The following is a 5482-nucleotide window of genomic DNA, read 5'->3' on the forward strand; positions in this document are numbered from 1 at the left end:
AGGGGGCGCGGGCGTTAGCCGGCACGCGGTCCAGGCGATCGTACTCGGCCTGGATGGCCTCCACCGCACGGTCGTCGTCGGTGTCGCCGAGCAACGCCAGCAATTCGGCCCGCTTGCGCATGGCCGCCGCATCGAAGCCCGTCACGGCTTGCAGCTCTGTCACCAGGCGCGCCACGTCCGGCATCGCCGCGGAGGCCGCCCGGCTGAGCGGGCGTGGGGCGAGCGTGGGGGCCGGGGCGAGCGCCTGCACGCCGCAGCCCGTCAGCAGGCTCGTGAGCAGAATCGTGGCGGTCAGACGATGCAGCAGCATGGCAAGGCTCCGGGTCGCGGGGGGCACTGGCTGCTTTGTCGTCACCGGGCGCCGCCATTCGATTAAGTTAAAAGTAAGTTTGATTTAAAGGTTGGGACATGACATGGGCAGGCGCTCGCTTCAGCGGAGGCCACACAGCTTGCGGGCCTGGCCCGACTCCCTGGCGCGCACTGCGCTGCGAGCGGGCTCAAGCCCGCACGGCAACCCGACGCACGAACTCCGACAGCAGATCCTGGCCATCCCAAACCCGATCGAAGGCCAGGGCCTGGCCCACCGGCACCATGCGGTCGATGCCCCGGCCGTTCAAGGCTTGCGCGAGGGCCACCAGGTCGTCGTGCGATACGCCGTGGTGGATCAGGGTCTGGTCCTTGCGGCACACGAAGGGGACCAGCTCCGTCAGGGTTTCGATCCGGGTTTCATAGAACAGGCCACCGCCGCACCAGCGTTCGCGGAGGTCCGGTAGGCCCGTGACCCGGAGCACGGCCACCTCGGGGGCCGGCGCATGGTAGGCCTGCACCGGAGCATCCAGCAGGCCTGAGAGGGTTTCCACCCATTTGCTCATGCGCACCGCCGGCGTCAGGCGGTAACGTCGCTGGGCGACATGGTCGGCCAGTTGCTCGAAAAACCGACGGCTGGCTTGTTGCTGAGCCGCCTCCTCGCCACGCCAGACCACCAGGCGGGGTGAGGCGCAGCCTTGCTGATCGAACCAGTAGACGTCGTTGTAAAACCCTTCGGCCAGCCCGGCCATTTCCGCGGCCGAAAGCGCCAGCACGGCCGCCGCGTCGAGCACGGCCAGCGAGTAGCGGTCGGGAAAAACCAGTTCGCGGGCGTGCGCTCCGAGCGGGAACGTGCGCAGTCGCTCGATGGTGGCGTCTCCACCCCAGATCACGCGCACGTCGCAGGCCGCCGACAGGCGGGCATTGACCGCTTCCTCGTGGCCATAGCGCAGGAAGGCGTTGGCGGCGGCGATCGCGGCGTGTTCGGGGCGGGCCAGCAACTGGTTGAGCGTCTCACACAGCCACTGCACCTGAGGCGATTCGTTCCGCTCCGAGATGCGCACGACGTTGCGGTTGCCCGTGATGGCGGCGAGCAGCCACGAGTACACGAACATCGTGTCGACATTCGCAGGCGGAATGTGAAAGACCAGGCCGCGCGGCGCCAGCAGCACCTCAGGCGTTGCCAGCGCCTCGAAGGCTCGCTGCAAGCGGGCCAGCTCGGCGCGTCGCATCCAGAAGGCCAGCGCCACCAGGTCCGGGTAGTGGCGGCCTTCGGGGTGTGCAAACAGGATCTGGGAAAACGCGCTGAAAAAGGCCAGCAGACGTGGGTCGAATGGGCGCAACGGTTCGGGCCCAGGCGCCGTCAGGGCCGCGATGGTGGCATCCAGTTCCAGCCAGCCCGGCGCTGGCGCGAGTCGCTCAATGGTCGTCATCGCAGGGTGAACTCCTTGGCATGCGTGTCGCTGCAGCCCCGCAGTTCGGCTTTCGGCAGGCGCCCCTTCACGCTGAAGCGCTTGCCCAGGCGTCCGCAGGTGCCGTCATCCACCCCGTGAATCGTGCCCAGGTCCTCGGTCAACAGGGCGTGCCCGGGATAGCTCCACGGCAGCAGGCTGAGCACTTCAATCAGGCCTTCCTGGCCATGCGGTAAGGGGGCCCAGCTGTAGGGATCGCGCACGATCACGTCGGCAAACAGCGGGGGGTACAGGAAGCCATCCTCGCCTTCCAGAAAGACGCTGCCCACCTGTTCCACCATGCCGTAGAAGTTGTAGCAGCGGGTCAGGCCGCAATCGTCGCGCAAGGCCTGCTTGAAGGCATCATTGCCGACGGCGATTTCTTGCAACTTTTTCCAGCCGCCGCTGTGAATCAGGATGCCCTGCGAGAGGTCCGGCTTGCGCTGCCGCACGGCCTGATAGAGGTGCTGCCAGACCATGAAGGTGAAACCGAAAATCAGAAAGGGGGCCTGACCGTGTTCGGCCAGAAATGCGTCCAGGGCTGCGTGGTCGAGCTGCATGTCGTCATCCAGCAGGTACTGGTGCTTGCGGCCGAAGTTCATCATGCCCAGCACGCCGGCGCCGCGCGCCGAGAAGCTGGTGCGGTTCTTGACCACGCTGGGCGTGTCCACAATCAGCATCGGAAGGCGTTTGGCTCCGATCACGTGACCGATGATCGCGGCCAGCGCCGAGATCTGGCGCCGAGCGGTGGTCTGGTCCAACACGATGCGGCTGACGGCCTGCCCCGTGGTGCCACTGGAGGTCAGGGTCTTGAACACCTCCTCCTCCGGCACGCTGCGCAACAGCTGCTGCTTGAACAGACTCACGGGCAGAAAGGGCACCTCCTCCAAGCACGTGGCCGGCTTCTGGTCCGCGTTCGTCAGTTTCATGATGCGAGCGTAAGCGGGACAGGCGTTGCGATGGTGCTGCGTGAGCGTATTCAGACCTGCCAGCAGGCCGGTTTCCTTCTCGGCCTGGGCCAACCGGTAAGGATTCGGCGCGAACCAGGATGTTGTGTCCATCTCAGCCATCCTCTCGCAGGCGCTGGTAGTCGACCTTGCCCGAGGCGAGCAAGGGCAAGGCCTCGACTCGACGCAGCTGCAGGGCGGTGTGGTGCAGCTTGAGGCGCCCCGCCAGCTCGCGCGTCAGGGTGCGCAGGCTGTCGCCATCGCCAAATTCGCAGTAGAGCACCAGGCGCTCTTTTTGCTCCACGGCTGCCGCCGGGCCCAACTGTCGGACCAGGTCCTCGACCTCATCCAGATTCAGGCGCAAGCCGAACAGCTTGGCAATGCGCTTCAGCCGACCCGTCACGTACAGAAAGCCGTCCGCATCCAGGTACCCGAGGTCGCCGGTGGCAAGACGCCCCTGGCACTCGTCGCCCCGTGCCAGGTCGGCTCGACCGGTGGCGTAGCCCATCATCACGTTGGGGCCTGTGTACACGATTTCCCCCCCAGCCCCGTGCTCGGCGGCGGCAGGGTCGAGGGGTTCAATCGTCAGGGTGCCGCCTGGAATCACCCGGCCGACCGAACCGAGCTTGTCGGGCAGCGCCTCCGGAGGCATGACGGCGATGCGGGCCGTGGCTTCGGTCTGGCCGTACATCGGCAGGAAGTGCTTCCCGTGCCGGGCCAGCGTCTGGTGATACCAGGCCACCAGCTCGGGTTTCAGGCGGCCGCCGGCCTGGGTCATGGTCGTGAGCGTGGGAATGCACCAGGTGTCAGGTCCCAGGCGGCGCAGCGTCTCATAGGTATACGGCACGCCCGCAAACGAATCACAGCCTTCTGCCCGCATGATGGCCCAGAAGTCTCGTTCCAGGACGGTCCGGTCTGACAGCAGCAAGGAGGCCCCGGCTTTGAGGTGACTGTTGAGCACCGACAAGCCATAGGCATAGTGGAGGCCCTGGTAAGCCATGGCGCGCGCATGAGGGGTCAGCCCTAGGGCCTCGGCGATGGCAACGGCATTGGCCTCCACGGCGGCGGCCGAGAGGCGCACGAACTTAGGGCTGCCAGTCGAGCCCGAGGTCGAGAGCAGAAGGGCCAGCTCCGGGTGTAACGGGCCCTGGGCGGACGTGTTGCGCCGGCTGACGAAGAGGCCGTCATCCAGGGCGGCTGCCGCTTCATCGCGCGGCTCCGGCGTGATCACCCATTCGGGCTGGTAGGCCTCTGCCAGGGTTGCCAGATGCGACTCCGAGGTGTCGGGGTCGAGCAGCGCGACGGTGTGGCCGGCTCGCACAAGTGCCAGATACGCCACCACCGTGGCTGGCCGCAGCGGGCACGCCAGCAAGGCCAGGCCGCGCGCTTCAGGGGCGAAACGCGCGCTCACGTCCGCGATGCGTTGCTCCAGTTCGCTGTATGACACCCAGCGGGCCTGTGCCCGGTCGTACAGGGCTGCCCCCCCCGCGGCCGCCGCTTGCATCGGGCGCAGGTAGGCCGGCTTCAAATCAGCATCCCTCCGTCCACCCCGATCACCTGACCGGTGATGTAACTGGACAGCTCCGAGGCGAGAAAAAGGTTTGCCTGAGCGACGTCCGTGGGGGTGCCGACTCGCCCCAGCTTGATGCTGTCAACCCGCTCCTGGTGTTTTTCTGGCGGCAAATTGCGAATCATGTCCGTGGCGATATAGCCGGGAGCGACGGCATTGACCCGGATGTTCTGAGGGGCCAGCTCCTTGGCCGCGGAGTAAGTCAGGCCGATCACGGCCGCCTTTGAGGCGCCATAAACGGTCTGGCCCGCGTTGCCGTGGGTGCCGATGATCGAGCTGATGTTGATGATGCTGCCGCGGCGGGCGCGGCTCATCAGGCGAGCGGCCGCGTGCAGGTTGTAGATGGGGCCCAGGGCATTCACGGCCATGACCCGTTCCACGGTCTCACGCGGCACCATGCCGACCAGGCCGTCCTCCAGCACGCCGGCATTGTTGACCAGTACGTCCAGGCGCTTGAAAGCCTTGAAAATGGCCTGGTAAATGCGACCCACCTCCGCCGGATCCGCCACATCGCCCAGGAAGCCCAGGCTTTCCCGGCTGCCCAGCTGTTTCAATGCGTCCACCCGGGCCGCCAAGGCATCCGCGTCGCGGTGTCCGTTGATGAGCACCGTGGCCCCGTGTCGGGCAAACAGCTGGGCCGTCTCCCAGCCGATGCCCCTGGTCGCCCCGGTGATGTAGGCGACCTTGCCCTCAAGCATCGGTGTTCACGCCGTGCTTGGCCAGAATCTGCCGCGCCATCTCGAAACTGCTCAGGCCCAGCACGTCTTCGGTCTCCAGCAGGATGTCGAAAGCGGATTCCAGATCGCTGACCAGGCGCATGTGGGCGATCGAGTCCCACTGGTCGATGCTGCGATAGGTCAGTGTTTCAAGCTGATCTTCCAGGTTGGCCGGCAGATCCAATGCCTCGCGGAACACCTGCTTAAGCATCACGATGGACATGGGGAATGATCACCTCTGGGAAGCAGGCCTCCCACCCCTGGCGGGTGCCCGATGTTGCGGAACTTCTACATAGTCCATGAGGGTACCATTGTCCGTCTCATGCTGCAGCCCGACCAGCCCTCTGAAGGCGATGCGGCCTCCGCTTGCCCTGCGGCAAGGCCCGGTTTATAGTGCTAGCGCTTCGCCGCCCGCGGTGAGCTCCTGAAGATGTATTTCTGCTGGCCTTGCGCCGGAGAAGGAGGACCCTCATGACGAATGGCACCACCCCC

General features: G+C 66.0%; 6 protein-coding genes. All 6 read right to left on the reverse strand.

The window, feature by feature from the left end; translation table 11 throughout:
• A partial coding sequence (locus tag VKP62_05290; GenBank protein MEB3196600.1) for a hypothetical protein occupies positions 1–310 on the reverse strand: 310 nt, incomplete at its 3' end.
• 187 nt (positions 311–497) lie between these two features.
• Positions 498–1739: an acyl-CoA reductase gene (locus tag VKP62_05295; protein MEB3196601.1), complete on the reverse strand. Its 1242-nt coding sequence runs from the start codon at positions 1737–1739 to the stop codon at positions 498–500.
• Positions 1736–2818, reverse strand: a complete 1083-nt coding sequence (locus VKP62_05300; protein ID MEB3196602.1) for an acyl-protein synthetase — start codon at positions 2816–2818, stop codon at positions 1736–1738. The genes VKP62_05295 and VKP62_05300 overlap by 4 nt, the downstream gene beginning before the upstream one ends.
• A gap of 1 nt (position 2819) precedes the next feature.
• Complete coding sequence (locus tag VKP62_05305) at positions 2820–4232, reverse strand: AMP-binding protein (protein ID MEB3196603.1); 1413 nt, start codon at positions 4230–4232, stop codon at positions 2820–2822.
• A complete protein-coding gene (locus tag VKP62_05310; protein ID MEB3196604.1) occupies positions 4229–4972 on the reverse strand; it encodes a glucose 1-dehydrogenase in 744 nt (247 codons plus the stop codon). The genes VKP62_05305 and VKP62_05310 overlap by 4 nt, the downstream gene beginning before the upstream one ends.
• Complete coding sequence (locus VKP62_05315; protein ID MEB3196605.1) at positions 4965–5213, reverse strand: acyl carrier protein; 249 nt, start codon at positions 5211–5213, stop codon at positions 4965–4967. Before VKP62_05315 ends, VKP62_05310 begins: the two co-directional genes overlap by 8 nt.
• Between the last annotated feature and the right edge of the window lie 269 nt (positions 5214–5482).

The organism is Candidatus Sericytochromatia bacterium (assembly GCA_035285325.1).
In the GTDB taxonomy this organism is placed as follows: Bacteria; Cyanobacteriota; Sericytochromatia; order S15B-MN24; family JAQBPE01; genus JAYKJB01.